Annotated in this window: 24 protein-coding genes; 9 read left to right on the forward strand and 15 right to left on the reverse strand. The window is 73.4% G+C overall.

The features are described from left to right. The first annotated feature begins 61 nt into the window (after nt 1-61). Both ACMT9T_RS05210 and ACMT9T_RS05215 read left to right on the forward strand, forming a co-directional pair. Nucleotides 62-1,699: an acyl-CoA carboxylase subunit beta gene (locus tag ACMT9T_RS05210; RefSeq protein WP_116052639.1), complete on the forward strand. Its 1,638-nt coding sequence runs from the start codon at nt 62-64 to the stop codon at nt 1,697-1,699. Next, nucleotides 1,696-1,920 (forward strand): acyl-CoA carboxylase subunit epsilon, encoded by a 225-nt coding sequence (locus ACMT9T_RS05215; protein WP_414744549.1) that lies wholly within the window; start codon nt 1,696-1,698, stop codon nt 1,918-1,920. Before ACMT9T_RS05210 ends, ACMT9T_RS05215 begins: the two co-directional genes overlap by 4 nt. Nucleotides 1,921-2,185: 265 nt before the next feature. Here the strand turns inward: ACMT9T_RS05215 and ACMT9T_RS05220 are convergent, their stop codons facing one another. The 4 genes from ACMT9T_RS05220 to ACMT9T_RS05235 all read right to left on the reverse strand — a co-directional run bounded on the left by ACMT9T_RS05220 (nt 2,186) and on the right by ACMT9T_RS05235 (nt 6,642). After that, the gene (locus ACMT9T_RS05220; RefSeq protein WP_414744550.1) at nt 2,186-3,208 is read right to left on the reverse strand and encodes a hypothetical protein; all 1,023 of its coding nucleotides are present in this window, start codon (nt 3,206-3,208) and stop codon (nt 2,186-2,188) included. Beyond that, nucleotides 3,205-4,527 (reverse strand): sensor histidine kinase, encoded by a 1,323-nt coding sequence (locus ACMT9T_RS05225; RefSeq protein WP_414744551.1) that lies wholly within the window; start codon nt 4,525-4,527, stop codon nt 3,205-3,207. Before ACMT9T_RS05225 ends, ACMT9T_RS05220 begins: the two co-directional genes overlap by 4 nt. A gap of 34 nt (nt 4,528-4,561) precedes the next feature. After that, nucleotides 4,562-5,266, reverse strand: a complete 705-nt coding sequence (locus ACMT9T_RS05230) for a response regulator transcription factor (protein ID WP_116052643.1) — start codon at nt 5,264-5,266, stop codon at nt 4,562-4,564. A gap of 128 nt (nt 5,267-5,394) precedes the next feature. After that, complete coding sequence (locus tag ACMT9T_RS05235) at nt 5,395-6,642, reverse strand: class I SAM-dependent RNA methyltransferase (RefSeq protein ID WP_414744552.1); 1,248 nt, start codon at nt 6,640-6,642, stop codon at nt 5,395-5,397. Between the two features lie 190 nt (nt 6,643-6,832). Between ACMT9T_RS05235 and ACMT9T_RS05240 the strand changes: the two genes are divergently transcribed. Next, nucleotides 6,833-7,504, forward strand: coding sequence for a Maf family protein (locus ACMT9T_RS05240; protein ID WP_414744553.1), 672 nt, complete (start codon nt 6,833-6,835; stop codon nt 7,502-7,504). A gap of 12 nt (nt 7,505-7,516) precedes the next feature. On the opposite strand, the gene ACMT9T_RS05245 is transcribed toward ACMT9T_RS05240, so the two are convergent. Beyond that, the gene (locus tag ACMT9T_RS05245) at nt 7,517-8,044 is read right to left on the reverse strand and encodes a hypothetical protein (protein ID WP_414744554.1); all 528 of its coding nucleotides are present in this window, start codon (nt 8,042-8,044) and stop codon (nt 7,517-7,519) included. 121 nt (nt 8,045-8,165) lie between these two features. On the opposite strand from ACMT9T_RS05245, the gene ACMT9T_RS05250 reads away from it, so the two are divergent. Beyond that, a complete protein-coding gene (locus ACMT9T_RS05250) occupies nt 8,166-9,935 on the forward strand; it encodes an acetyl/propionyl/methylcrotonyl-CoA carboxylase subunit alpha (RefSeq protein ID WP_414744555.1) in 1,770 nt (589 codons plus the stop codon). 81 nt (nt 9,936-10,016) lie between these two features. Here ACMT9T_RS05250 and ACMT9T_RS05255 read toward each other — a convergent pair whose 3' ends face one another. After that, nucleotides 10,017-11,456, reverse strand: a complete 1,440-nt coding sequence (locus ACMT9T_RS05255) for an NAD(P)H-quinone dehydrogenase (protein WP_414744556.1) — start codon at nt 11,454-11,456, stop codon at nt 10,017-10,019. A gap of 90 nt (nt 11,457-11,546) precedes the next feature. On the opposite strand from ACMT9T_RS05255, the gene ACMT9T_RS05260 reads away from it, so the two are divergent. The 4 genes from ACMT9T_RS05260 (at nt 11,547) to ACMT9T_RS05275 (ending at nt 15,796) form a co-directional block, all read left to right on the forward strand. Beyond that, nucleotides 11,547-12,374 carry a purine-nucleoside phosphorylase gene (locus ACMT9T_RS05260; protein WP_414744557.1) on the forward strand — a complete coding sequence of 276 codons (828 nt, stop codon included), beginning with the start codon at nt 11,547-11,549 and terminating at the stop codon, nt 12,372-12,374. Beyond that, complete coding sequence (locus tag ACMT9T_RS05265) at nt 12,371-14,074, forward strand: phospho-sugar mutase (protein ID WP_414744558.1); 1,704 nt, start codon at nt 12,371-12,373, stop codon at nt 14,072-14,074. Before ACMT9T_RS05260 ends, ACMT9T_RS05265 begins: the two co-directional genes overlap by 4 nt. A gap of 88 nt (nt 14,075-14,162) precedes the next feature. Beyond that, on the forward strand, nt 14,163-14,789 hold the full coding sequence (locus tag ACMT9T_RS05270; protein ID WP_414744559.1) for a MerR family transcriptional regulator: 627 nt from the start codon (nt 14,163-14,165) through the stop codon (nt 14,787-14,789). Then, entirely contained in the window at nt 14,786-15,796 is a 1,011-nt protein-coding gene (locus ACMT9T_RS05275) for a hypothetical protein (RefSeq protein ID WP_414744560.1), read from the forward strand. The genes ACMT9T_RS05270 and ACMT9T_RS05275 overlap by 4 nt, the downstream gene beginning before the upstream one ends. On the opposite strand, the gene ACMT9T_RS05280 is transcribed toward ACMT9T_RS05275, so the two are convergent. The 3 genes from ACMT9T_RS05280 to ACMT9T_RS05290 all read right to left on the reverse strand — a co-directional run bounded on the left by ACMT9T_RS05280 (nt 15,745) and on the right by ACMT9T_RS05290 (nt 17,655). After that, nucleotides 15,745-16,017 (reverse strand): PTS sugar transporter subunit IIB, encoded by a 273-nt coding sequence (locus ACMT9T_RS05280; RefSeq protein WP_086516652.1) that lies wholly within the window; start codon nt 16,015-16,017, stop codon nt 15,745-15,747. The two genes, ACMT9T_RS05275 and ACMT9T_RS05280, sit on opposite strands and share 52 nt — an antisense overlap. Next, a complete protein-coding gene (locus ACMT9T_RS05285; protein WP_414744561.1) occupies nt 16,014-16,463 on the reverse strand; it encodes a PTS sugar transporter subunit IIA in 450 nt (149 codons plus the stop codon). The genes ACMT9T_RS05280 and ACMT9T_RS05285 overlap by 4 nt, the downstream gene beginning before the upstream one ends. A gap of 73 nt (nt 16,464-16,536) precedes the next feature. Next, nucleotides 16,537-17,655 (reverse strand): adenosine deaminase, encoded by a 1,119-nt coding sequence (locus tag ACMT9T_RS05290; RefSeq protein ID WP_414744562.1) that lies wholly within the window; start codon nt 17,653-17,655, stop codon nt 16,537-16,539. A 103-nt stretch (nt 17,656-17,758) separates the two neighbouring features. Between ACMT9T_RS05290 and uriH the strand changes: the two genes are divergently transcribed. After that, complete coding sequence (uriH, locus tag ACMT9T_RS05295) at nt 17,759-18,694, forward strand: uridine-preferring nucleoside hydrolase UriH (RefSeq protein ID WP_414744563.1); 936 nt, start codon at nt 17,759-17,761, stop codon at nt 18,692-18,694. A gap of 55 nt (nt 18,695-18,749) precedes the next feature. On the opposite strand, the gene ACMT9T_RS05300 is transcribed toward uriH, so the two are convergent. From ACMT9T_RS05300 to ACMT9T_RS05325, 6 genes are all read right to left on the reverse strand, one after another. Further along, nucleotides 18,750-20,048 (reverse strand): thymidine phosphorylase, encoded by a 1,299-nt coding sequence (locus ACMT9T_RS05300; RefSeq protein WP_414744564.1) that lies wholly within the window; start codon nt 20,046-20,048, stop codon nt 18,750-18,752. Continuing rightward, nucleotides 20,045-20,476: a cytidine deaminase gene (locus tag ACMT9T_RS05305; RefSeq protein ID WP_194674445.1), complete on the reverse strand. Its 432-nt coding sequence runs from the start codon at nt 20,474-20,476 to the stop codon at nt 20,045-20,047. Before ACMT9T_RS05305 ends, ACMT9T_RS05300 begins: the two co-directional genes overlap by 4 nt. Next, nucleotides 20,473-21,777 carry an ABC transporter permease gene (locus ACMT9T_RS05310; protein WP_414744565.1) on the reverse strand — a complete coding sequence of 435 codons (1,305 nt, stop codon included), beginning with the start codon at nt 21,775-21,777 and terminating at the stop codon, nt 20,473-20,475. Before ACMT9T_RS05310 ends, ACMT9T_RS05305 begins: the two co-directional genes overlap by 4 nt. Further along, nucleotides 21,774-23,135 (reverse strand): ABC transporter permease, encoded by a 1,362-nt coding sequence (locus ACMT9T_RS05315; RefSeq protein WP_414744566.1) that lies wholly within the window; start codon nt 23,133-23,135, stop codon nt 21,774-21,776. Before ACMT9T_RS05315 ends, ACMT9T_RS05310 begins: the two co-directional genes overlap by 4 nt. Further along, complete coding sequence (locus ACMT9T_RS05320; RefSeq protein ID WP_414744567.1) at nt 23,132-24,673, reverse strand: ABC transporter ATP-binding protein; 1,542 nt, start codon at nt 24,671-24,673, stop codon at nt 23,132-23,134. The genes ACMT9T_RS05315 and ACMT9T_RS05320 overlap by 4 nt, the downstream gene beginning before the upstream one ends. An 81-nt stretch (nt 24,674-24,754) precedes the next feature. Next, a complete protein-coding gene (locus ACMT9T_RS05325) occupies nt 24,755-25,849 on the reverse strand; it encodes a BMP family lipoprotein (RefSeq protein WP_414744568.1) in 1,095 nt (364 codons plus the stop codon). Nucleotides 25,850-25,940: the final 91 nt, after the last annotated feature.

Genomic DNA, 25,940 nt, shown 5'->3' on the forward strand with positions numbered 1-25,940 from the left:
CAGGAGGACACCGCACCCGGCACGGCCCGTCTTCTGTGCGCGGTCTACAACGGCGGGGCCGATGCCCGCCGGTACAGTGAGGCGGGTGACTGCACACGAGCCAGACGAGGACGCCGGCGCCCCGGACATGTACACGACCGCCGGCAAGCTCGCCGACCTGAAGAGGCGGTACCACGAGGCCGTCACCGCGAGCGGCGAGTCCGCCATCGAGAAGCAGCACGCGCGCGGCAAGATGACCGCCCGCGAGCGCATCGACCAGCTGCTCGACCACGGGTCGTTCGTCGAGCTCGACGAGTTCGTCCGCCACCGCACGCACGCGTTCGGCATGGACGCGAAGCGGCCCTACGGCGACTCCGTCGTCACCGGCACCGGCACGATCAACGGCCGCCAGGTGGCCGTGTACTCGCAGGACTTCACGATCTTCGGCGGCTCGCTCGGCGAGGTCGCGGGCGAGAAGATCATCAAGGTCATGGAGCTCGCCATCAAGACCGGCGTCCCCATCATCGGCATCCTCGACTCGGGCGGCGCCCGCATCCAGGAGGGCGTGGTCGCGCTCGGCAAGTACGGCGAGATCTTCCGCCTGAACACGCGCGCGTCCGGCGTCATCCCGCAGATCTCGCTCATCATGGGCCCGGCCGCGGGCGGCGCCGTCTACTCCCCCGCGCTCACCGACTTCGTGATCATGGTCGACAAGACCAGCCACATGTTCGTCACCGGCCCCGACGTCATCAAGACCGTCACGGGCGAGGAGGTCGGCTTCGAGGAGCTCGGCGGCGCCCTCACGCACAACCGCGTCTCGGGCGTCTCCCACTACCTCGCGAGCGACGAGGACGACGCGCTCGACTACGCGCGCACGCTCCTCGGCTTCCTGCCCGACAACAACCTCGCCGAGCTGCCGGAGTTCCCCCGCACGGCCGACCTCGAGATCACCGCGCAGGACCTCAAGCTCGACACGATCATCCCGGACAGCCCGAACCAGCCGTACGACATGAAGACGATCATCGAGCTCATCGTCGACGACGGCGAGTTCCTCGAGACGCAGCCGCTGTTCGCGCCGAACATCATCGTCGGATTCGCGCGCGTCGAGGGCCGCTCGGTCGGCATCGTCGCGAACCAGCCGAACGCGATGGCCGGCACGCTGAACATCGAGGCGGGCGAGAAGGCCAGCCGCTTCGTGCGCTTCTGCGACGCGTTCTCCATCCCGATCCTCACCCTCGTGGACGTGCCCGGGTACCTGCCCGGCACCGACCAGGAGTGGACGGGCGTCATCCGCCGCGGCGCGAAGCTGCTGTACGCGTACGCCGAGGCGACCGTCCCGCTCGTCACCGTCATCACCCGCAAGGCGTACGGCGGCGCCTACATCGTCATGGGATCCAAGCAGCTGGGCGCCGACATCAACCTCGCGTGGCCGACGGCCGAGATCGCGGTGATGGGCGGCCAGGGCGCCGTCAACATCCTCTACCGCGGCGAGATCAAGCGCGCGGAGGCCGCAGGCGAGGACGTCGCGGCGGTCCGCACGCGGCTCGCGAACGAGTACACGTACAACGTGGCCAGCCCGTTCCTCGCGGCCGAGCGCGGCGAGCTCGACAACGTGATCCAGCCGGCCGCCACGCGCGCGTCGGTCATCAAGGCGCTGCGGGCGCTGCGCACCAAGCGCGCCAGCCTGCCGCCCAAGAAGCACGGGAACATCCCGCTGTGAGCGACGCCCCCGACGACGCGCTCGGCGGCTTCCGCGTGCTCGGCGGATCCCCCACCGAGGAGGAGCTCGCGGCCGCCACGGCCGTCATCGCGGCGCTCGCGGCGCAGCCCTCCGCCGAGCAGCCCGAGCGCCTGGCGCCGGACGCCTGGCAGCGGTCGCAGCGCGGCGTCCGCGGCACGATCGTTCCGGGGCCGGGGCGCTGGCGCGGCTTCTCGGGCTGACCGCCCGGCCCGGTCCCGCGGCATTTCCCACAGGCTGTGTCCTCCCAAATGACGACTTGGCCCGCCCGTGACGGTGCGTGAGACTCGTCGTGCTGGGGGGCCCGCATCGCGGGTCAGTCAACACGGCGTCGTCCAACTGTGGTGAGCGGACGACGCCGGGGGGCGGATCATCCTGGTGCTCGGGTCACCGGGATGACCGGAGAGGCGCGGGGCGGACGGTGCAGGCACCGGCCCCGCGCCTCTCAGCACATCCGCCGGCCGCCGCTCAGGGGCGGGGGCGCGGGATCTCGAGCCACAGGTCGACCTCGTCGTCCAGGTCGTCGCTGCCGAGCAGGCTCGCGCTGCCGTCGCCCGCCACGCTGAGGCCGACGACCGTGATCGCCGTGTCGGATCCCTCCGGCACCGTGCGCGCGATGATCTTGTCCGCCCGCGTGTCCCGCACGGCCGCGGCCAGGCGGTCGAGCACGACGTCGCGCGTGGCCTCGTCGAGGTCGTCGATGCCGCCCTCGTCGAGCAGCGTCACGACCGTGCCGCGGCGCCGGGCGAGCATCACCTGCTCCCGCACGGCGTCGTTGAGCAGCGTGCGGCCGCGGATCTCGTCGCGGATCGCGCCCTCGAGGTAGAGGCACTCCTGCCGCTCCTCCGGCGACAGGTCGCCGCCGGTCTCCACGATGCGGCGGAGCATGGGGACCGCCATGCGGCTCGTCTGGCGGAGGCGGAACTGGCGCTCGTAGAGATGCGCCTCCTGCGCCGCCTGCCAGTCGGCCGCCTCGCGCTCGGCGCGGTGGAACTGGCGCGCGTCGCGCGCCGCCTTCGCGAGGGCGTGCGCGAGCACGTGCGACACGGCCACCCAGAGGACGCTGCCCGTCACGCCGTACTCGACGAGGCCGCCGGGTCCGGCCCACAGCACGGTCTGGACGGCGAGGATCACGACGCCCGCCCAGGCGAAGCCCTGCCGTCGCCGAGCCGAGGCGATCGTCATGAGGGTGCCGACGGCCGCCACGTGCCAGGTCGCGAACGGCAGCGTGGTCCCCACCGGCAGCTGGCTGGTGACGAGCACGGGCACGACGATCGCGACCGCGAGGTCGAACGACGCGAGCCACACGGGCATCAGGGTGGGGCTCGTCGGCCACAGGCTCAAGGTCGTGGCGACGAGGTAGAGGGCCACCGCGAGGAGCATCACGGCCGGATCCGCGGGGGCGTCGATCGCGACGATGGCGAGCACCACGTGGTACGCCGAGAACAGGGCCGCGACGCCCAGGATGATGGAGCGCGGGACGACGATCACCGGACGCCCTCCCCGAGGTCGACGGGGCGGGGACCCGTACCCGCATCGGGCGCGTCGGGGTCGGCATCGGCGTCCGCGGCCGGCACGCCGACCACGGCGTGGGGGTCCTCGGGCGCGGGCCAGCGGATCCGCACGGCCGTCCCCTCCCCCGGCGCCGACTCGATCGTGACGAGCCCACCCGCCTGCGCCACGCGCTCCTTGATGGACACGCGGAGGCCGAGGCGCTCGGTGGGGATGCGGCGCTGGTCGAAGCCCACGCCGTCGTCGACGACGTCGATCGCGACCCCCTCGTCGCCGTGGCCCGCGATCACGAGGCGGCGGGTGATGGTCTCGGCGGAGGTGCCCGCGTGCTGGAGGCTGTTCATCATCGCCTGCACGGCGGCGGAGTAGATCGCCTCGGCGGTGGCCACGGGGACCGTGCGCGTGCCGAGGTCGCGGGTCTCCAGCACGAACGGGGCGGAGAGCGCGCTGGCGGCGTCGACGATGCGCTTCGCGACGGCGCGCAGCGGCACCGAGGCGTCGTCGTCGGTGCCCTGCTCCGCCGCGGCGAGGTGGCCCATGGCGTTCGCGGCCATGGTGGCAGCGAGCTCCCGGGAGGCGGGATCCGCGGTGCGGGCCGCCGAGAGCAGGGTCGTGAGGACGCTGTCGTGCACGATCGCGTCGACCTGCACGCGCTCCACCTCGGTCGCGTGCTGGCGCACCGCGTGCGAGTAGCGGGTCAGCGCCGTGCCCTGCGCCCAGTCGACGCCGAGCGCCGCCTGGCGGAGCACCGTGACGATCATCAGGACGCTGCCGCCGAGGATGATCGAGTACAGCACCTGGAGGAACGAGTCGATCGGGGTGATGACGCCGTGGCGCACCACCACCTCCATAAAGCCGAGCGCGAGCGGCACGGCGACCGTGTAGATCACGGCGATCCAGAGCCGGAACGCCATGGCGGCGCACGTCGTGGCCACCGTGAGCTCCTGGTAGAGGAACGGCTGCGGCGTCGTGGCGAGCGCGGCGGGCTCGATGGCGAACGGCCACGTCGCGAGGGCGAGCACGAACAGCACGGCCACGGTCGCGTGGGCGGGCACGACGCCGCGGCGGATGATGCCGGCGACGCAGGTCCAGACCAGGCCGGAGAAGAAGAGGGTGAGGAACGCGACGTTCCAGGCGAGCCGCATGCCGCCCAGCTGCTCGCTGATGACCTGCAGCGACTGCAGCGCGAAGAGCAGGCCGAAGGCCCCGGCACCGCGGCCGAGGATCGTCTCGATGCGGGCGAGGCTGATGGGGTTGTCGGGGGTGCGCGGCGGGGTCCCGGCGAGGGCGCGCGTCACGTGTGCCGCCGGCGGCGGCGCGTCGGCCGGTGGCCTAGCGGGCATCGCCGCCGTCCTGATCGAGGCCCGGGAGGATGCCGTCCTCCACGGCCCGACGCAGGAGGTCGACCTTGGTGGGCGCCGGACGGCCGACCTCGACGTACTTCACGCGGATCCGGTCGAGGTACTCGCGCGCCGTGCTGTTCGCGATGCCGAGCTGCTGCGCGACGAGCTTGAGGGGCAGGCCGGACGCGTAGAGGTGGAGCACGTCGCGCTCGCGGCGGCCGAGCTGGGCCTTGGCGAAGTCGCGGTCCGCGTCGATGGCGGTGGCCCACTCGAGGTTGTTGAGGACGTCGCCGCGCGCGACCGTGGCGACGGCGGCCATGACGGTCTGGGTGGCGGACGACTTGGGGATGACGCCCGCGGCGCCGGCGGCGAGCGCCTCGCGGACGCTCGCGACGCGGTCGGCGATGCTGTGCACGAGCACCGCGGCGCCCGTGCCCTGCGCGGCCTTGACGTTGTCCGTGACGGACGAGCCGTCGCCGAGCGACAGGTCGAGGACGACCACGTCGCACTCGCGGCCCACCAGGCCCTCGACGAGCTCGCGGGCGTTGGCGGCGGCGAGGATGAACTCGTACCCGGCGTCGAGGCACGCGGCCTTCAGGCCGAGGCGCACCGACTCGTGGTCGTCGACCACCGCGACGCGGACGGGCGGGCGGGCCTCGGCCGCCGGATCGGATCCCTGCGTGGTCTCGGTCATCCGGCTCCCCCTCGTCGCGTGACGCCGTCGATCCCCGACGGTCCCCTCGCCCACTGTATCGTCCGGCGGCGCGGCTCCCCGGGCCGCGGGTGCCCCGTGCGCGAAGCGGCCGGGCCGGGATCCCCGGGTCAGGACGCGGCGGGCACCAGCACGGCGACGCTCTCGACGTGGTGCGTGTGCGGGAACAGGTCGAACGAGCGGACGGAGCGGAGCTCGTAGCCGCGCTCGGCGAAGAGCGCCACGTCGCGGGCGAGCGCGACCGGGTCGCACGCGACGTAGACGACCTGGGCGGGACGCAGCTCGGCGAGCGCGTCGACGACGGGCTTCTTCGCGCCGGCGCGCGGCGGGTCGAGGACGACGGTCGCGCCCTGCAGGCGGCGGCGCTCGGCGGGGCTCGCGTCACGGACGAGCTGCTGGAGGTAGCGGTCGACGCGCGCGGTCAGCGACGCGGCGCCCACCCACTGGGCCAGGTTGTCGCCGGCGAACTCGGTGGCGACCTCGTCGCTCTCCACGCTCGTGATGCGCACGGTGTCGCCGAAGCGGTCGCCCACGGCGGCGGCCAGCAGCCCGACGCCCCCGTACAGGTCGAGGTTCGCGGCCCGCGGGTCGAAGAGCGCCTCGTCGATGGAGGACTGGACGGCGTCGTAGAGCGTCTCCGCCGCGCGGCGGTGCACCTGCCAGAAGCCGCCGGCCTCCAGCTTGAACTCGCGGTCGCGCACGCGCTCCGTGATGGTGTCGCGGCGCTGCGGCTTGCCGTCGATGAGGAGCATGCGCACGTGGCCCTCGGCGGGCGCGACGAGGTCGATGCCCTCGACGCCGGGGAAGCGCTGGCCGAACGGCGCGGCGCCGTTGACGCCCGCGGTCGCCAGCGGCAGCGACTCGACGGGGATCACGCGGTGCGAGCGCGAGGAGTAGGGGCCGACGCGGCCGTCGCCGTCGACGTGCAGGCTGACGCGCGTGCGCCAGCCGAGGCCGTCCGCCTCGTCGTCGCCGGGGAGCGCCTGGACCTCGACCTCGCGGTCGACGCCCGCCATGCGGGAGAGGGAGTCGACGACGACCCGGCGCTTCAGCTCGCGCTGGTGGGCGAGGTCGATGTGGCCGAGCTCGGCGCCGCCGACCCGGTCCTCGGGCGCGCGGTCGACGGAGGCCTCGGCCCACACGTGCGGCCGGCGGTGCGGGGAGGCGTCGAGCACCTCGACCGTGTCGGCGCGCCAGAACGACTTCTTGGAGTCCTCCGTGATGCGCGCGCGCACCCGCTCGCCGGGGATCGCGTCCGAGACGAAGACCACCCGGCCGTCGTGCCTGGCGACGGAGACTCCCCCGTGCGCGATGTTGGTCACGTCCACCTCGACCTCGCGGCCCACCTGCTCACCCATGCGGCAACCCTGACACACCGGGGAGCGGCACGATCACACGAGCGCCGGCGGACGGCAACCCTGACACACCGGGGAGCGGCACGATCACACGAGCGCCGGCGGACGGCACCCCTGACGCACCGGGAGGCGGCACGATCACCGGGAGGCGGCGAGCGCCCGCCGCGGAGGGCGCGCATGCCACGATGATCCGATGACGACGCGCCTGCACCTCGCCTCCACGTCCCCCGCCCGCCTGGCGCTCCTGCGATCCGCCGGCATCGAGCCCGTCGTGCTGCACTCCGACGTCGACGAGCCCGCCGCGGTCGCCGCGGCCGAGGCGCGCCAGGGGACGCTCGGCCCCGAGGACATGGTGCAGCTGCTGGCACGCGCCAAGGCCGAGGCGGTCGTCGGCCAGCTCGTCGCGGGCGCGCCCCTCACGGGTCTGGTGCTGGGCGGCGATTCGGCCTTCGAGATCGACGGCGTCGTGCACGGCAAGCCGCACACCGTCGAGCGCGCCACCGAGCGCTGGCGGGCCCAGCGCGGCCGGGAGGGCCGGCTGCACTCCGGGCACTGGCTGATCGAGGTGGCCGACGGCCGCATCGTCCGGGGGATCGGGCGCGCGGCCGTCGCGGACGTGCGCTTCCGGGCCGACATCGACGACGCCGAGATCGACGCCTACGTCGCCACGGGCGAGCCGCTCCTGGTCGCGGGGTCGTTCACCATCGACAGCCTCGGCGCGGCCTTCATCGAGCGGATCCAGGGCGACCCCAGCACGGTCGTCGGCCTGTCGCTCCCCACCCTCCGCGGGCTCGTCCGCGAGCTGGGCGTCGGGTGGCCCGATCTCTGGAACCGCCCGGGCGCCGTCGCGGCGCGCCTCGTCTGACGCCGAGGGGCCTCACCCCATCCCGAGGACCTCGATGCGGTCCGCGAGGTAGGCCGCGAGCGGCCGGGTCTCGTGGGCGTTCGGCCCCCACTGCACGCGGAGCTCGCGGCCGCGCAGCGACAGGGGCCCGGATCCCCGGGCGAGCGATGCCGCGTCGAGCGCGATCGGCTCCCAGTCGTAGTCGACCGCGTCGCCCTCGGCGAACGCGCGGACGGCCTGCCGCCTGGCCTCCTTCCGTGCCTCCACGCCGGAGTCGAGGCCCTGCGAGCGCGTGGGCTCCACGGCGCGCGTGATGCTGCCGGTGCGGCGCAGCGATCCGTCGGCCGAGAGCAGGAGCACGCCGAGCCGCCACGCGCGGCCGACCGGCACCATCGCCGGCTGCCGCTTGATGGGCCCGAAGGAGCGCTTGGCGCGGACCTCGGCGAGCGCCTCGTCGGGCGCGCGGCGCTCCTCGAGCTCGGCCACCGTGCGGGCGAGGAGGTCCGCGAGGTCCGCGGCGGCGGCCCGCGCGTCGTCGTCGCCGGAGCCGGGTGCCGTCATGCGTCGATCATGCCAGGGCGGGCTCGGGGCGACCTGTTGTGGGCGCGCGTACCCCGCCGTCCCACATGTTTGTGCCGACCCTCCGAAGCCGGGCGCATCCCAGACCCTAGGCTGGGGTCCCATGACGCGTGTGAACAAGGTCCTGATCGCCAACCGGGGCGAGATCGCCGTCCGCATCATCCGGGCGGCGAGGGATGCGGGGATCGGCTCGGTCGCCGTCTACGCCGACCAGGACCGCGACGCGCTGCACGTGACGCTCGCCGACGAGGCCTACGCCCTCGACGGGCAGACGAGCGCGGACACCTACCTCGTCATCGCCAAGATCCTCTCGATCGCGCGTCGCTCCGGCGCCGACGCGGTGCACCCGGGCTACGGCTTCCTGGCCGAGAACGCGGACTTCGCGCAGCAGGTCATCGACGCCGGGCTCATCTGGATCGGCCCCTCCCCCAGCGCCATCGAGCAGCTCGGCGACAAGGTCACCGCCCGGCACGTGGCCGAGCGCGTGGGCGCCCCGCTCGCGCCCGGCACGCTCAACCCCGTGTCCGGCGCCGACGAGGTGCTCGACTTCGTCGACGTGCACGGCCTCCCCGTCGCCATCAAGGCGGCGTTCGGCGGCGGCGGCCGCGGCCTCAAGGTCGCCCGCACCCGCGAGGAGGTGCCGGAGCTGTTCGACTCCGCCACGCGCGAGGCCGTCGCGGCGTTCGGCCGCGGCGAGTGCTTCGTCGAGAAGTACCTCGACCGCCCGCGCCACGTCGAGACCCAGTGTCTCGCCGACTCGGCCGGCAACGTCGTCGTGATCTCCACCCGCGACTGCTCGCTCCAGCGCCGCCACCAGAAGCTCGTGGAGGAGGCGCCCGCGCCGTTCCTCACCGACGACCAGAACGCGCAGCTCTACGCCGCGTCGAAGGCGATCCTCCGCGAGGTCGGCTACGTCGGCGCCGGCACGTGCGAGTTCCTCGTCGCGCAGGACGGCACGATCTCCTTCCTCGAGGTGAACACGCGCCTCCAGGTCGAGCACCCGGTCTCCGAGGAGGTCACGGGCATCGACCTCGTGCGCGAGCAGTTCCGCATCGCCGCGGGCGGTCTCATCGACTACGACGACCCGGCGCCGCGCGGCCACTCGTTCGAGTTCCGCATCAACGGCGAGGACCCGGGCCGCGGCTTCTTCCCCGCGCCCGGCCCCGTGCACGTGTTCCAGGCGCCCGGCGGTCCCGGCGTCCGCGTCGACTCCGGCGTCCGCGCCGGCGACGTGATCTCGGGCGCCTTCGACTCGCTGCTCGCGAAGCTCATCGTCACGGGATCCAGCCGCGAGGACGCCCTCGAGCGCGCGCGCCGCGCCCTCGACGAGTTCGAGGTGCAGGGCCTGCCGACCGTGCTGCCCTTCCACCGCGCTATCGTGCGCGACCCGGCCTTCGCACCGGCCGACGGCGCGCCCTTCTCCGTCTACACGCGCTGGATCGAGACGGACTTCGACAACACCATCGAGCCGTGGTCGGGTGCCCTCGAGGACGCCGCCGAGGCGCCCGCGCGGCACACCGTCGTGGTCGAGGTCGGCGGCAAGCGCATCGAGGTGAGCCTCCCCGAGGACCTGGCCCCCGCCGCGGGCGCGTCCTCGTCCCGTCGTGCCGCCGCGGCCCCCGCGCGCCGCAAGCAGGCGGGCGCGGTCGACACCTCGGGCGGCGGATCCGTCACCTCGCCCATGCAGGCCACCGTCGTCAAGCTCGCCGTCGCGGAGGGCCAGCAGGTCGTCAAGGGCGACCTCCTCGTGGTCCTCGAGGCGATGAAGATGGAGCAGCCGCTCACGGCGCACACCGCGGGCACGGTCACGGGCCTCGCGGCCGAGGTCGGCCAGACCGTCCCGTCGGGGCACCGCCTGCTCGACATCGTCTGACGCCCGCACCGCACGCGACGACGGCCGGTCCCCTCGGGGCCGGCCGTCGTCGCATGCGGGCCGCGCGGGGCGACCGGCGGGTCAGAGCACGATGTGCATGGCGCGCGCCGCGTCGGAGATGCTGCCCGACAGCGACGGGTAGACCGTGAACGCGCGCGCCACGTCGTCGACCGTGAGGCGGTGCTCCACGGCGAGGGCGAGCGGGAAGATCAGCTCGCTGGCCTTGGGCGCCACGATGACGCCGCCGATGACCGTGCCGGAGCCGGTGCGCGCGAACAGCTTCACGAAGCCGTCCTTCACGTTCTGCATCTTGGCGCGGGGGTTCGAGGCGAGCGGCAGCTTGTAGATGTCGCCCTGCGCGAGCCCGTCCTCGATCTGCTTCTGCGACCAGCCGACCGTGGCGATCTCCGGCTGGGTGAAGATGTTGGACGTCACGTTGCGGAGCTCGGTGGGGCTCACCGCGTCGCCCATCGCGTGGTAGACCGCCGTGCGGCCCTGCATGGAGGCGACCGAGGCCAGCGGCAGGAACGTGGTGCAGTCGCCGGCCGCGTACACGCTCGGCACCGAGGTGCGCGCGACGCGGTTGACGCGGATGTGGCCGGAGTCGCTCATCTGCACGCCCGCCTCCTCGAGGCCGATGCCCGCCGTGTTCGGCACGGACCCGACGGCCATGAGGCAGTGGCTGCCCTCGATGACGCGGCCGTCGCTCAGCGTGGCGACGACGCCGTCGCCCTGGCGCACCACCGACTCGGCGCGCGACTTCGACAGCACCGTCATGCCGTTGCGCGTGAAGACGTCCTCGATGACGCGGGCGGCGTCGGCGTCCTCGCCGGGCAGCACCTGGTCGCGGGACGAGATGAGCGTGACCTTCGCGCCGAGCGCCGTGTAGGCGGAGGCGAACTCGGCGCCCGTGACGCCGGATCCGACGACGATGAGGTGCTCGGGCACGCAGTCCATCGTGTACAGCTGCGTCCAGGTGAGGATCCGCTCGCCGTCGGGCTTCGCGGTCTCGAGGATGCGGGGGCTCGCGCCCGTGGAGATGACCGTGGTGTCCGCGTCGATCTCGTCGAAGTCGGTGCCGGCGCCGCCCCGGCCGGTGGAGACGATGATGCGGTTCGGCCCGTCGAGCCGGCCCTCGCCCTGCACGATGCGCACGCCCGCGCGGATGAGGCTCGACTTCATGTCCTCGGACTGCTGGCGCGCGAGGCGGAGCAGGCGGTCGTTGACGGCCTGGAGGTTGACGGCGACCTCGGGCCGCACGGGCCGACGGGTCTGCTCGCCCCGGGAGAAGAACTGGACGCCGAGGTCGGCGGCCTCGCCGAGCGCGTTGGTGGCCTCCGCGGTGGCGATGAGGGTCTTCGAGGGGACGACGTCGGTCATCACGGCCGAGCCGCCGACGCCCACGCGCTCCACCAGCGTCACCTCCGCGCCGAGCTGCGCTCCCGCGATGGCGGCCTCGTATCCGCCGGGGCCCCCTCCGAGAACGGCGATCCTCTGGTTGGCCTCGAACTCGTATCCCATGCGCACATCATCCCGCAGGCCCGGGCCCCCGCGCGAACCCGCCCCCGTGGCGGCCCGGGCCGCCCCCGCGCGCGCATTTAGGATCGGGGCATGACCTACAGCAACCCCCTCGAGTCGCCCGACGCGGACCCCCAGGAGATCGCGCGGCAGGCGGCCCGGCAGATCGCCGAGCTCACGGGCGTCGAGCGCCACGACATCGCCCTGACCCTCGGCAGCGGATGGGGGCGCGCGGCGGATCTCATCGGCGAGACCACCGCGACCGTCCCGGCCACCGAGGTCGTCGGCTTCTCGAAGCCCGCCCTGGAGGGCCACGTGGGCTCCCTGCGGAGCGTCCTGCTGCCCTCCGGCCGCCGCGCCCTCGTCATCGGCGCGCGCACCCACTACTACGAGGGCCACGGCGTCCGCCGGGTCGTGCACAGCGTCCGCACCGCGGCCGCGACCGGCGCCACCACGATGATCCTCACCAACGGCGCGGGCGGCATCAAGCGCCACTGGACGCCCGGCACGCCCGTGCTCATCAGCGACCACATCAACCTCACCGCCGACTCGCCGCTCGAGGGCGCGACGTTCGTCGACCTGACGGACCTCTACTCGGCCCGCCTCCGCGCGATCGCGCACGGGGTGGATCCCGAGCTCGACGAGGGCGTGTACTGCCAGTTCCGCGGCCCCCACTACGAGACCCCGGCCGAGGTGCGCATGGCCGAGGCGATCGGCGGGCACATCGTCGGCATGTCCACCGCGCTCGAGGCCATCGCGGCGCGCGAGGCGGGCATGGAGGTGCTCGGCATGTCGCTCATCACGAACCTCGCCGCGGGGATCCAGCAGACGCCGCTCAGCCACGAGGAGGTCATCGAGGCCGGCCGCGCCGCCGAGGGCCGCATCGGCGACCTGCTCGCGCGCATCGTGGGCGCCCTGTGAGCCGCGAGGAGACCGCGGCCCTCGCCGCCGCCGCCCGTGCCTGGCGGGCGCAGGACCCGGATCCCGTCACGCGCGCCGAGGTCGACGCGCTGCTCGCGCTCGTGGACGGCACCGCTCCCGGGGCATCGGCCGCCGAGCGGGAGCAGGCCGCCGCGGACCTCCGCGACCGGTTCCAGACGCGCCTGCAGTTCGGCACCGCGGGCCTCCGCGGCGAGCTGGGCGCGGGCCCGAACCGCATGAACCGCGTGCTCGTGTCGCAGGCGGCCGCCGGCTTCGCCGACTACCTGCGCAGCCGCAGCCCCCGCCCGAGCATCGTCATCGGGTACGACGGGCGACACAACTCGCGCGTCTTCGCCGAGGACACCGCGAGGATCATGGCGGGCGCCGGCGTCCGCACCTCCCTCCTCCCCCGCGCGCTGCCGACGCCCCTGCTCGCCTACGCCGTGAAGCACCTCGGCGTGAGCGCCGGCGTCATGGTCACCGCGTCGCACAACCCGGCGCGCGACAACGGCTACAAGGTCTACCTGGGCGACGAGGACCACGGGTCGCAGATCGTCAGCCCCGCCGACCGCGACATCGCGGCCTTCATCCACAAGGCGGCGGGCGAGCGCACCGTGCAGCAGCTGCCCGTGGCGGACGACTACGAGACCGCGCCGGAGTCGCTCATCGACTCCTACGTGGCGGAGACCGCCGCCCTGTTCGCGGCCCCGCTCGCGCCGCTCACCTGGGTCTACACGCCGCTGCACGGCGTCGGGTGGGAGACCGCGGCGCGCGTGTTCCGGGCCGTCGGCGTCGACGCGCCCGTGGTGGTCGCCGCGCAGGCCGATCCCGACCCCGACTTCCCGACGGTCGACTTCCCGAACCCCGAGGAGCCGGGCGCGCTCGACCTCGCGTTCCAGGCGGCCGTCGAGGCCGACGCGGAGCTCATCATCGCCAACGACCCGGACGCCGACCGCCTCGCCGTCGCCATCGTCGACGAGCACGGCGCCTGGCGCCGCCTCTCCGGCAACGAGGTGGGCATGCTGCTCGGCCTCGGGATCGCCGAGCGCTACGTCGAGGACGGCAACACCGGCACGTTCGCGTCCTCGCTCGTCTCCTCCCCCGCGCTCGAGGTGGTGGCCCGCGAGCTCGGCTTCGGGTACCGCGAGACGCTCACGGGCTTCAAGTGGATCTCGCGCGCGCCCGACCTCGTCTACGGCTACGAGGAGGCGCTCGGGTACCTCGTGGCGCCGTGGATCACGAGCGACAAGGACGGCATCTCGGCCGCCGTCGCGGTGCTGCACGGCGTCATGACGCTGAAGGCGCGCGGGCTGACGATCGACGACTACGACCGCGAGTTCGCCGAGCGGTTCGGGTCGTTCGCGAGCGACCAGATCTCGGTGCGCGTCACGGACCTCGCCGTCATCCCGCGGATCATGGCGAAGCTCCGGCAGTCGCCGCCCGCCGCCATCGGATCCCGCCGGGTCGAGCGCATGGACGACCTCGCGGACGGCTTCGGCGACCTGCCGCCGAGCGACGTGCTGCGCTTCCACCTGGGCGACGGCGCGCGCCTCATCGTGCGACCGAGCGGCACGGAGCCGAAGATCAAGGTGTACCTCGACGCGCAGAGCACCGCGGGCACCGTCGCCGAGCGGCGGGACGCGGCGCGCGCGATCGTGGCCGACCTCGCGCAGGCCGTGCCCGCCCTGCTCGAGCTGTAGCCGACCGGATCCGCGGGCCGCGCGACGGCCCGCGGATCATCTCGCGCCGTCACTGGTAGTGGCGCTATCAGTGCGCTAGCCTCGCCGCATGCGCATCACCGAGCTCGCCGACGCCACGGGTGTCGCGCCGGCCACCGTCAAGTACTACGTCCGCGAGGGCCTGCTGCCCGCGGGGTCGCGCGTGAGCGACAACCGCACCGAGTACGACGACGCGCACGTCCGCCGCGTCCGCCTGGTCCGCGCGCTCATCGACGTCGGGCGGCTGCCGGTCGCCCGGGCCCGCGAGGTGCTGGCCGTGCTCGACGACGACGGCCGGCAGGTGCAGGACGTGTTCGCGGTGGCGCAGGACGCGCTGACGCCCGGGCCGCCGCCCGCGGATGCGCCCGCCGCCGACGCGCTCGACCGGATCGACGCGGTCACGCGGCGCGCGGGCTGGTGCGTGCTCGAGGGGCACGCGGGCCGGGCGCAGGCGGCGCGGGCGGTCGACGCCCTCGAGCGCTCGGGGCACCGGATGGACGACGGCTACCTGGACCGGTACGCCGAGGCCGCGGGGATCCAGGCGGACGCCGACCTCGCCGCCGTGCGCGCGCGACCCGACCGCACGGCGATGGCCGAGCTGATGGTCGTCGGCACCGTGCTCGGCGACCACCTCGCCGCGGGTCTGCGGCGCGTCGCGCAGGCCACCGTCGCGACGCCGACGGGACCCGCGTCGTGATCCGCCGCGCCTTCGGCTGGCACCGACCGCTGATGACGGTCGCGGCGCTCATGGTCGTGGTCGCCGCCGTCTGCCTCGTGGGCCGCGTGGTCGACGACCGCGTCGTCGCCGGCATGCCCGCCTGGGACAAGCCCGCCAAGTTCGCGCTCTCGATCCTCGTCTACGCCGTCTCCTGGGCCTGGCTCATCGCGCGCCTCCCCCGCTTCCGGCGGCAGGCGCACGCCGTCGGCACGGTGGTCGCGGTCGCGCTCGTCGTGGAGCAGGCGGTCATCGTGAGCGCGGAGGCCGCCGGGACGACGAGCCACTTCAACGTCGCCACGCCGCTCGCGACGGCGCTCTGGGGGGTGATGGCGGTGTCGATCACGGTGCTCTACCTCTGCGCCTTCGTCACGAGCCTCGCGGTGCTGCGGCTCCGGCTGCCCGACCCGGCGCTGACCCTCGGGATCCGAGCGGGTGCCCTCATCGCGCTGGTCGGCATCGGCCTCGCGTACCTCATGACCTCGCCGACCGCGGCGCAGCTGGCGGACTTCCACGGCGTGGCCGGCGCGCACGCCGTGGGGGCGGAGGACGGCGGCCCCGGCCTGCCCGTGCTCGGCTGGAGCACGACCGCGGGCGACCTGCGGATCCCGCACTTCGTCGGCATGCACGCCCTGCAGCTGCTGCCCGTCGCGGCGCTGCTGCTCGGGCTCGCGGGGCGGCGGATCCCGGCGCTGGCACCCGACCGGGTGCGCGTGCGGCTCACGGCCGTCGCGGCCGTCGCGTACCTCGGGGTGGTCGCGCTCGTCGCCGCGCAGGCGCTCGCGGGGCAGCCGATCACCGGCCCGTCGCCCGCGGTGCTGGCGGCCGGTGCCGGGATCGCCGCGGCCTCGCTGCTGGCGGCCGGGTTCGTGGTCGCGCGCGGGGGCGCTGCCCCCGCGTCGCCGGTCGATCCGGCGCCGGGCGGGGACGCAGGGGATCAGCCCAGCGCGGCGTCGAGCTTGGCCGAGATCTCCTCGAGGTCGAAGTAGTTCTCGATCACCACGACGTCGGCGTACGTGGCGCCGATGCGGTCGACCAGCTCGGGCGACGTGAGGATGACCTGCGCGTCCTCGCCGATCGAGGCGACGCTGGCGAGGTCGGCCGCCGTGACGTCCGCCTCGATGCCGAGGCGCGCGAGGGCCCGCTCCGCGTTGACCTTGAGGATGCCGGACGTGCCGATCCCCACGCCGCAGATGGCGACGACCTTCATGCGCTCTCCTCGCCGGCCATGATGCGCCGGACCTCGTCGACGGTGGTGGCGGCGCGCAGCCGCGGGATGGCGGTGGCGTCGTTGAAGATGTTGGCCATGTCGGCGACCGACGAGACGTGCCGGTCGACCGTGGTGACGGCGAGGCCGACGATGACGTCCACGGGATCGTTGTGCGCGTGCCCGAAGGCCACGGGCTCCGTCAGCGTCACGACCGCGAGGCCGTCCGCGAGGGTGTCCGGGCCCGGCCGGGCGTGCGCGAGCGCGAGCCCCGGGGCGATGACGACGTAGGCGCCGAACTCCTCCACGACCCGGATCATCGCCTCGGAGTAGTCGGCCGTGGCCGCGCCGGAGCGCACGAGCGCGTCGCCGGCGAGGCGCACGGCAGCGCGCCAGTCGGCGGCCTCGGCGCCGAGGGTGACGGCGTCGTCCGGGAGCGGTGGGAGCACGGGGTGCGACCTCTCTGTCGAAGCGGCGAACGGGACGGGACGAGCGGGACGGGAGGCCGGAGCGGACCCCGCGCTACAGGCGGGCGAACCCGTCGGAGATGATGTCGGCGAGCGCCTCGCGCTCCTCCAGCGGCAGGAAGGCCGCGGCGGCCGCGTTCAGCTGGAACGCCTCGTGGTCGTCGAGGTCGTAGGCGAAGGCGTCCGTGAGGAGCGCGAGCTCCCGGCTGATGGAGGTGCCGCTCATGAGGCGGTTGTCGGTGTTCACCGTGACGGCGAAGCCGAGCTGGTAGAGCAGGTCGAAGGGGTGGTCGCGCATGGTGTCGCCCCACGCCTCGATGGCGCCGGTCTGCAGGTTGGACGACGGGCTGAGCTCGAGCGGGATGCCGCGGTCCTTCACCCACTGCGCGAGCGTGCCGAGGGTGACGAAGACGTCCTCGCCCTCCTCGCTGTCGATCTCGATGTCCTCGGCGATGCGCACGCCGTGACCGAGGCGGAGCGCCCGGCCGTCGAGCAGGGCGGAGCGGATGGACTCGAGGCCGTCGGCCTCGCCCGCGTGGACGGTGCGGGGCATCCACTCGCGCGCCAGGAGGTCGAACGCGCCCTGCAGGCGGGACGGCGGGAAGCCGGCCTCGGGGCCCGCGATGTCGAAGCCCACGACGCCGCGGTCGCGGTGCCGGACGGCGAGCTCGGCGATCTCGGTGCCGCGGTCGAGGTGGCGCATGGCGCTCACGAGCTGGCCGACGCGGATGGATCCGCCCGACTCCTCGACGCCGCGCACGCCCTCCTCGATGCCGGACTGCACGGCCTCGACGACGGCGTCGAGCGAGAGGCCCTGCGTGAGGTGCTGCTCGGGCGCCCAGCGGATCTCGCCGTAGACGACGCCGTCGTCTGCGAGGTCCTCGACGAACTCCCGGGCGACGCGCGCCAGGTTCTCCTCGGTCTGCATGACGGCGATGGTGACGTCGAAGGTCTTCAGGTAGTCGACGAGCGATCCGGAGTCGGCGCTGGTGCGGAACCACTCGCCGAGCGCGTCGGCCTCCTGGGCGGGGAGCTCGATGCCGGCGTCGTCGCCGAGCTCGACGATGGTGCCGGGACGGAGGCCGCCGTCGAGGTGGTCGTGGAGGGAGACCTTGGGGAGGTCGCGGTACGACCCTCCGCCGGGCAGCGTGGAGTCCTCGGGAGCGCGTGTCATGGGACGAATCTACTAGCCTCGTCGAGGCCCACGCGGAGGTCGTCGGCACACGAACGATCGGTGCGCGAGGCGTCGGCGGGCCGCGACCCGAGCCGGAGGACCCATGCCCCGCAAGATCCTGATCGACTGCGACCCCGGGCACGACGACGCCCTCGCGCTGATGCTCGCGCACGGGAGCCCCGAGGTGGAGCTCGTCGGCATCACCACGGTCGCCGGGAACCAGACGCTGGAGAAGGTCACGCGGAACGCGCTGGCGGTCGCGACCGTCGCCGGGATCCACGGCGTGCCGATCGCGGCCGGTTGCGCGCGCCCGCTCGTGCGGCCCGTGATGACGGCGCCCGAGATCCACGGCGAGACCGGGCTCGACGGGCCCGAGCTGCCGGAGCCGACGGTGGCGCTCGACCCGCGGCACGCGGTGGACCTCATCATCGAGACGGTCATGGCGCATGCGCCGGGCGAGATCACGCTCGTGCCCATCGGGGCGCTCACCAACATCGCCCTCGCGGTGCGCCGCGAGCCGCGCATCGTCGAGCGCGTGAAGGAGGTCGTGCTCATGGGCGGCGGGTACCACGCCGGCAACAGCACGGCCGTCGCGGAGTTCAACATCGCGGTGGATCCCGAGGCCGCCCACATCGTGTTCGGCGAGGCGTGGCCCGTGACGATGGTGGGGCTCGACCTCACGTACCAGGCGACCGCGACGCCCGAGGTCATGGCGCGGATCGCGGCCCTCGGCACGCCGGCCGCGCGCTTCGTCGTGGAGTCGATGGAGTCGTACGGCCGGGCGTACCACGACCGCCAGGACTTCCCGAGCCCGCCCGTGCACGACCCCTGCGCCGTCGCGCGCGTGATCGACCCGCGCCTCGTCTCCGTCCGGCGCGCGCCCGTGTCCGTCGAGCTGACGGGCACGCACACGCTCGGCATGACCGTGACGGACCTCCGCCGTCCGGCGCCCGAGGACTGCACGACGCAGGTGGCGGTCGACCTCGACCACGCCGGGTTCTGGGACGCGGTGGTCGACGCGCTCGAGCGCATCGGCTGAGGCACGGCCGCGCGTCCGGCCGTCGTCGCGGGGACGGCGGCCGGACGTGACCGGATCAGCCCTCGGCGGTGATGCGCTCCCGCACGAGCGGGCCGCGGGCGACGTACTCGTCCGGGTCGCCCACGCGGTACGCGCCATCGAGCGACTCCAGCGCACGGGCGAAGCGCTCCGGCTCGTCGGCCGAGAGGGTGAACAGCGGGTCGCCGCGGCGCACGCGGTCCCCCGGCTTGGCGTGCAGGTCGACGCCCGCGGCGTGCTGCACGGCGTCGCCCTGGCGCGCGCGACCGGCGCCGAGGCGCCAGGCGGCGATGCCGAACGGCAGCGCGTCCTGCTGCACGAGCACGCCGTCGCGCTCGGCGGTGACGACGTGGGTCTCGCGCGCGACGGGCATCGCGGCGTCCGGATCCCCGCCCTGCGCGCGCACGGTGGCGCGCCACGAGTCCATGGCGCGGCCGTCGCGGAGGGCGTCCTCGACGTCGGCGTCCGGGATCCCGACCGCGGCGAGCATCTCCCGCGCGAGCGCGAGCGTCAGCTCCACCACGTCGGCGGGCCCGCCGCCCGCGAGCACCTCGACGGACTCGCGCACCTCGTTGGCGTTGCCGATGGCGAGGCCGAGCGGCACGTCCATGTCGGTGAGGAGCGCGGTCGTCCGCACGCCGGCGTCGGTGCCGAGCTCCACCATGGTGCGCGCGAGCTCGCGCGACCGGTCGATGTCGGTCATGAAGGCGCCGCCGCCGAACTTCACGTCGAGGACGAGCGCGCCCGTGCCCTCCGCGATCTTCTTGCTCATGATGCTGGAGGCGATGAGCGGGATCGCCTCGACCGTGCCCGTGGTGTCGCGCAGCGCGTAGAGGCGCTTGTCGGCCGGAGCGAGGCCGCTGCCTGCGGCGCAGACCACGCCGCCGTGGTCCTTCATCTGCTGCACCATCTCCTCCGTGGAGAGGTCGGCGCGCCAGCCGGGGATCGACTCGAGCTTGTCGAGCGTGCCGCCCGTGTGGCCGAGGCCGCGGCCGGAGAGCTGCGGCACGGCGACGCCGTAGGACGCGACGAGCGGCATGAGCGGGAGGGTGATCTTGTCGCCCACGCCGCCCGTGGAGTGCTTGTCGACCGTGGGCTTGCCGAGCCCCGAGAAGTCGAGGGTCTCGCCGCTCGCGATCATGGCGAGGGTGAGGTCCCGGATCTCGGTGCGGTCCATGCCGCGGAGCAGGATCGCCATCGCGAGCGCGGCCATCTGCTCGTCGGCCACGTAGCGGTCCGTGTACGCGGCGACCAGCCAGTCGATCTCGGCGGTCGAGAGCCGGCCGCCGTCGCGCTTGGTGCGGATCAGGTCGACGACGTCGAACGCGGCGCTCACGAGCGGTCCCCGTACGCGTCGAGCGTGCTCGGCCCAAAGGCGTCGGGCAGGACCTCGTCGATCGTGCGGATCCCGGAGACGGTCTCCAGCAGCATGCCCGGCACCGCGTGCTCGAACAGCAGCTGCCGGCAGCGTCCGCACGGCATGAGGATGTTGCCGTCGCCGTCCACGCACGTGAAGGCGACGAGCTGGCCGCCGCCCGTGAGGTGCAGCACGGAGACGAGCGCGCACTCGGCGCAGAGGGTGAGTCCGTAGGAGGCGTTCTCCACGTTGCACCCGGTGATGACGCGGCCGTCGGTCGCGATGGCCGCGACGCCCACGGGGAACCGCGAGTACGGGACGTACGCGCGGCCCATGGCCTCGTGCGCCGCCTCGCGCAGGGATCCCCAGTCGATGCCGCCCGACTCCACGGGCTCCACGGCGCTCACGACTTCACGTAGGGCTTGCCGGCGGCGGCCGGGCCGCGCACCTGCCCCACAAGGCCTGCGACCGCGGCGATGGTCACGACGTACGGCAGCATCAGCATGAACTCGCTCGGCACGGGCGACCCGATGACGCCGAGGACGTTCTGCAGGTTGCTCGCGAAGCCGAACAGGAGGGCCGCGAGCGTGGCGCGCAGCGGATCCCACCGGCCGAAGATGACCGCGGCCAGCGCGATGAACCCCGCGCCCGCCGTCATCTCCTTGTTGAACGCGCCGACCGAGCCGAGCGTGAAGAAGGCGCCGCCGAGGCCCGCGATCGCGCCCGCGAGGGACACGTTCCAGAACCGGGTGCGCGCCACCTTGATGCCCACGGTGTCCGCGGCCTGCGGGTGCTCGCCGACCGCGCGGAGGCGGAGGCCCCAGCGCGTGTGGAAGAGGCAGTACCAGACGAGGAAGACGGCCACGTACATGATGTACACGATGATCGTCTGCCGGAAGAGCACCGGTCCGATGATCGGGATCTGGCCGAGGACCGGGATGTCGATGCGATCGAAGCGCGGCGGCGAGTTGAGCGTCCCCGGGTCGGCCGAGAGCACCTGCGAGAACAGGAAGCTCGTGAGGCCCGTGACGAGCACGTTGAGCACCACGCCCACGATGACCTGGTCGACCAAGTACTTGATGGCGAACGCCGCGAGGACGAACGACACGAGCATGCCGGCGACCATCGCGGACGCGAGGCCGATGAGCGGCTGCCCCGTGACGGAGGCGACGACCGCGGACACGAACGCGCCCGCGAGCAGCTGGCCCTCGATGGCGACGTTGACGACGCCGACCCGCTCCGAGAGCACGCCGCCGAGTGCGCCGAAGATGAGCGGCACCGACAGGCTCACGGTGCCGACGAGCAGGCCGGGCACCGGGATGGTCTGGCCCGCGGACGCCCAGGTGAGGAACGCGACGAGGAACAGGATCGCGAACGCGGCCGTGAGCCACAGCGGCACCTTCGCCGACCGGCGCACGAGCACGGCGGAGAGCACCGTGAGCGCGGCGAGCACGACCGTCACGACGATGCCGGTCGCAGCCGTCGGCAGCACGAGCGGGGCCAGCTGGATGAGGTCGGTGCCCGTGGAGAGCCCGAACGTGCTGGATCCCTCGCGGCCGAGGAGCACGAACAGGACGAGCGAGATCACCGTGAAGACCCCGAAGGCGATGGGCGCCTTCCAGCTCGTCTGGACGGCGCGCTCGAGGGCGACGGCTGCGGGGTCGTGCGGCGCCGGGGAGGGCGCGGCGGTGGGGGTGGTCGCGGTCACGATGCGATCGCCGCCTTCCGGATCCGGGTGGTGCGACGGGCCTGGCCCGGCGCGGGCAGGCGGAACACCGCGCGCACGAGCGGGGGCGCCGCGATGAACAGGACGATGAGCGACTGGACGACCACGACGATGTCGATGGGCACGCCCTCGGCCGCCTGCATCGAGAAGCCGCCGGCCTTGAACGCGCCGAACAGGATCCCCGCGACGAAGACGCCCCACGGCCGGCTGCGGCCGAGCAGCGCCACCGTGATGGCGTCGAAGCCGATGCCCGCGTCGATCCCCGAGCTGAAGCCCGTGGTGACGGTGCCGAGCACCTGGCTCGCCCCGGCGAGGCCCGCGAGCCCGCCGGAGATGAGCATGGCGTAGAGGTAGGAGTTCTTGACGTCGATGCCGGCGACCCGTGCCGCGCTCGGGTTCTCGCCGACCGCACGGAAGCGGAAGCCGAGGCCCGAGCGGTTGAGGAGGTACCAGACGATGACCGTCGCGACGACGACCACCAGGAAGCCCGCGTGCAGGGAGTACCCGTCGCCGAGGAGCGCCGGGAAGATCGCGTTGTCCGCCATCGCCGGGGTCTTCGGGTTGTTGGATCCGGGCGCCTGGAGGAGGCCGGGGGTGCGCAGCAGGTAGGAGAGCAGGTAGAAGGCGACGTAGTTGAGCATGATCGTGACGATCACCTCGTGCGCGCCGGTGCGCGCCTTGAGGAGGCCGACGATCCCGCCCCACGCGGCGCCGCCGACGATGCCGGCGCCGACCGCGAGCACGAGGTGCACGACGGGCGGGAGGTCGAAGCTGAAGCCGACCCAGCCGGCGCACGCCGCGGCGATGAGCATCTGCCCGCGCGCGCCGATGTTGAACAGGCCCACGCGGAACGCGAGCGCGACGCCGAGGCCGGCCGCGATGAGGGGGGTCGCGAAGGTCAGCGTCTCGGTGAGCGGCTTGATGCCGTTCGCGAAGCCCGGGCGGCGGAAGTTGTAGATCGAGCCCTGGAAGAGCGCGGAGTACGCGCCGCTGGCGGCGTCCCATCCGGCCCGGAGCGTGTCGAGCGGGCGGCTGAAGAAGTACCCGGCCGCCTTCTGCGTCGCCTCGTCGGTGACGGCGATGAGCAGCGCGCCGACCACGAGCGAGAGCACGACCGCGAGCACCGACAGCAGGGCGCTGCCGGAGGCGATCTCGCGGAGCACCTGGCCGGCGCGGGATCCCCCGTCGTCGTCGGCCGTCGCGACCGCGGGGACGCCCGCGGGCGCCTCGGAGCGCGTGGGGTCGCCCACGGATCCGGCCTCGCGGCCGGAGGCGGGCAGCTGCCCCGCGGACGGGTCCGCGGGATCCTGGCCGTCGGGACGAGTGGTGTCGTCGGTCATGCGGTGCGCCCTCCGGCGGTCGTGGGGGTGGGGACGGATGCCGGGACCTCGCCGGCCATCATGAGGCCGAGCACGTCGCGCGGGGTGTCTCCCGGGACGATGCCGACGATGCCGCCGCGGTACATGACGGCGATCCGGTCGGCCAGCGCGGCGACCTCGTCGAGCTCCGTGGAGACGACGATGACGGGGAGGCCCCGGTCGCGCGTCTCGACGACGCGGGTGTGCACGAACTCGATGGAGCCGACGTCGAGGCCGCGCGTGGGCTGCGCGGCGACGAACAGGCGGAGGTCGCGGCTGAGCTCGCGCGCCAGCACGACCTTCTGCGCGTTGCCGCCGGAGAGCCGGCCGACGTGCGTCTCGATGCCCTGCGTGCGGATGTCGAACTCGCGCACGCGGTCGCGCGCGAACTCGTCGAGGTAGCCGAGCTTCAGGGATCCGGCGACCACGAACGGCGGGCTGTCGGAGCGGTCGAGCATGAGGTTCTCGGCGATGGTGAACTCGGCGACGAGCCCGTCCTCGTTGCGGTCCTCGGGCACGAAGCCCACGCCCGCGTCGAGCACGCGGCGGACGGAGCGGCCGGTGAGGCGCGTCCCGTCGAGGTCGATGGTGCCGGACACGCGGGGCTGGAGCCCGAGGATCGCCTCGGTGAGCTCGGTCTGGCCGTTGCCCTGCACGCCCGCGATGGCGAGGATCTCCCCCGCGTGCACCTCGAAGCTGACGCCGTCGACCACGACCTGGCCGGCCGCGTCGACGACGGTGAGGTCGCGCACCACGAGGGCCGCGTCGCCGGGCGTCGCGGGCGCCTTGGCGACGGTGAGCGACACGCTCCGGCCGACCATGAGCGAGGCGAGCTCGGCGTTGGTGGCGGTGGGCTGGGCCTCGCCGACCACCTTGCCGAGCCGGATGACGGTGATGCGGTCCGCGACCTCGCGGACCTCGCGCAGCTTGTGGGTGATGAAGACGATGCCGGTCCCGGCGTCCCGCAGCTGCTTCATGATGACCATGAGCTCGTCGGTCTCCTGCGGCGTGAGCACGGCGGTCGGCTCGTCGAACACGAGCACCTCCGCGTCGCGCGACAGGGCCTTGATGATCTCGACGCGCTGCTGCACGCCGACGGGCAGGTCCGCGACGAGCGCGTCGGGATCCACGTCGAAGCCGAACCGGGCGGAGATCTCGCGCACCTTCGCGCGGGCGCCCGCCAGGTCGAGCCGGCCGCCGAGCTTCGTCTCCTCGTGACCGAGCATGACGTTCTCCGCGACCGTGAACACGGGGATGAGCATGAAGTGCTGGTGCACCATGCCGATGCCGGCGGCCATGGCGTCGCCGGGGCCGGCGAAGCGCGCCACCCGGTCGTCCAACAGGATCTCGCCCTCCTCGGCCTGGTACAGGCCGTAGAGCACGTTCATCAGCGTGGACTTGCCGGCGCCGTTCTCGCCCAGGAGGCAGTGGATCTCCCCCGGCTGGACCACGAGGTCGATGTGGTCGTTGGCGACCAGCGCGCCGAAGCGCTTGGTGATGCCCCGCAGTTCGAGCTTCATCGGATCAATCCGTTCGGTGGGTCGGGTGGACACGCGGCGGGGGGACCGGCGCCTGCCGATCCCCCCGCGGTGCGTTAGATGCTACTTCGTCAGCGACGACGGCGACTCGACGGTGATCGAGCCGTCGATGATGCCGGCCTTGATCGTCTCGATCTCGCCGGACAGCTCCGACGGGACCTCGGACTCGTAGTCGTGGAACGGGGCGATGTCCACGCCGCCGTTCTTCAGCGTGCCGACGTACGGCGTCGCGTCGAACTCGTCGTCCGCCGCCGTCTTCACGACGTCCTCGACGCCCGCGTCGATGCCCTTGAGCACCGAGGTGAGGAAGAGGTCCTTGAGGTCGGGCGCGCTCTCGTACGCGTCGGAGTCGACGCCCACCATGACGACCTTCTTGTCGCTGGAGTCGCGGATCGCCTCGCCGGCGCTGAGGAAGATCGGGCCGCCGACGGGCATGATGACGTCCGCGCCCTGGTCGATGAGGGTCTGCGCGGCCGTCTTCGCCGTCTGGTTGGCGACGAACTCGCCCGTGAAGGACCCGCTCTGGCTCGCGACGTCCCAGCCGATGGCCTTGACGTCCTTGCCCTTCTGCTCGTTGTAGTACTTGACGCCGTCGACGAAGCCGTCCATGAAGATCGTGACGGTCGGGATCTGCAGGCCGCCGAAGGTGCCGACCGTGCCGGTCTTCGAGTAGGCCGCCGCGGAGTAGCCCGCGAGGAACGCGGCCTCGCTGGTGTTGAAGGTGATGGGCTTGACGTTCGGGGCGCTGATCTGGGCGTCGTCGATGATCGCGTACTCGATGTCGGGGTTGGCCTTCGCCGCCTCCTCGGTCGCCTCCTTGATCAGGAAGCCGACGGTGACGATCAGGCCGCAGCCTTGGTCGGCGAGGTTGGTGAGGTTCGGCGCGAAGTCGGTCTCGGAGGCCGACTCGACGGGCTTGGCCTCCGGGAGGCCGAGGTCGCCGACGGCCTTGGTGAGGCCCTCGAAGCCGAGCTGGTTGAACGACTTGTCGTCGAATCCGCCGGAGTCGGAGACCATGCAGGTGAGCAGGTCGCTCTTCGCCTCTCCACCCGCACCTCCTGCCGTGGACTCGGGGGCGGCGCCGCAGCCCGCGAGGATCGCGGTGATGCCGACGGCGGCGAGACCGCCGAGGGCGGCCTTTCGGGTGGTGATGGTCACTGTGGCCTCCAGTTGCAGCCCGGGTCCACCGGGCGATGTGGCTTCATGTTACCCATGGGCGGGAATGCGATCTGCGCCCCGATCGGGCCTG

The sequence above is a fragment of the Clavibacter vidaverae genome, assembly GCF_047529985.1.
GTDB lineage: Bacteria > Actinomycetota > Actinomycetes > Actinomycetales > Microbacteriaceae > Clavibacter > Clavibacter nebraskensis_A.

Bases quoted from the DNA above. Each gene is read 5' to 3' on its own strand.
- ACMT9T_RS05320 (WP_414744567.1), bottom strand. From the start codon at position 24,673: ATGAAGCTCGAACTGCGGGGCATCACCAAGCGCTTCGGCGCGCTGGTC.
- ACMT9T_RS05245 (WP_414744554.1), bottom strand. From the start codon at position 8,044: ATGACGGCACCCGGCTCCGGCGACGACGACGCGCGGGCCGCCGCCGCG.
- uriH (WP_414744563.1), top strand. From the start codon at position 17,759: ATGCCCCGCAAGATCCTGATCGACTGCGACCCCGGGCACGACGACGCC.
- ACMT9T_RS05235 (WP_414744552.1), bottom strand. From the start codon at position 6,642: ATGGGTGAGCAGGTGGGCCGCGAGGTCGAGGTGGACGTGACCAACATC.
- ACMT9T_RS05290 (WP_414744562.1), bottom strand. From the start codon at position 17,655: ATGACACGCGCTCCCGAGGACTCCACGCTGCCCGGCGGAGGGTCGTAC.
- ACMT9T_RS05270 (WP_414744559.1), top strand. From the start codon at position 14,163: ATGCGCATCACCGAGCTCGCCGACGCCACGGGTGTCGCGCCGGCCACC.
- ACMT9T_RS05240 (WP_414744553.1), top strand. From the start codon at position 6,833: ATGACGACGCGCCTGCACCTCGCCTCCACGTCCCCCGCCCGCCTGGCG.
- ACMT9T_RS05210 (WP_116052639.1), top strand. From the start codon at position 62: ATGCCCGCCGGTACAGTGAGGCGGGTGACTGCACACGAGCCAGACGAG.
- ACMT9T_RS05280 (WP_086516652.1), bottom strand. From the start codon at position 16,017: ATGAAGGTCGTCGCCATCTGCGGCGTGGGGATCGGCACGTCCGGCATC.
- ACMT9T_RS05255 (WP_414744556.1), bottom strand. From the start codon at position 11,456: ATGGGATACGAGTTCGAGGCCAACCAGAGGATCGCCGTTCTCGGAGGG.
- ACMT9T_RS05315 (WP_414744566.1), bottom strand. From the start codon at position 23,135: ATGACCGACGACACCACTCGTCCCGACGGCCAGGATCCCGCGGACCCG.
- ACMT9T_RS05230 (WP_116052643.1), bottom strand. From the start codon at position 5,266: ATGACCGAGACCACGCAGGGATCCGATCCGGCGGCCGAGGCCCGCCCG.
- ACMT9T_RS05260 (WP_414744557.1), top strand. From the start codon at position 11,547: ATGACCTACAGCAACCCCCTCGAGTCGCCCGACGCGGACCCCCAGGAG.
- ACMT9T_RS05250 (WP_414744555.1), top strand. From the start codon at position 8,166: ATGACGCGTGTGAACAAGGTCCTGATCGCCAACCGGGGCGAGATCGCC.